The sequence below is a fragment of the Vibrio sp. 779(2023) genome, assembly GCF_033344285.1.
GTDB lineage: Bacteria > Pseudomonadota > Gammaproteobacteria > Enterobacterales > Vibrionaceae > Vibrio > Vibrio alginolyticus.
Window position 1 is genome coordinate 1,150 of the sequence record NZ_JAWPOM010000086.1, and the last position, 337, is coordinate 1,486.

Sequence of the window (337 nt, forward strand, 5' to 3'; positions counted from 1 at the left end):
ACTCGTTCGGTGCCGCACTTTTCATGAGCATCCTACAAGATAGAAAAACCATTTTTGAAAAGTACTCCGCTACCTTTTCACGCCGTGCGCTTACCATCGCCGATCGCTCCGTAGGCATTTTGAGCAACGGTTTTAACACCGAGAATGCAGAAAAAATCGCTCGTATCATTTACGAAGAAACCAAGGTTGGCGCAGTTGCACTTACTGACCAAGAGCAGATTTTGGCGTTTGTCGGTATTGGCGATGACCACCATAGACCGAATACGCCTATTTCATCGCAAAGCACATTAGATTCGATGGAAAAAAATGACATCATCTACCTTGATGGTACAGAGCG

Annotated in this window: 1 pseudogene; it reads left to right on the forward strand. The window is 45.4% G+C overall.

Annotated features, from left to right (window positions below):
- A pseudogene (locus tag R8O70_RS25100) lies at positions 1-337 on the forward strand (sensor histidine kinase); the annotation flags it as partial.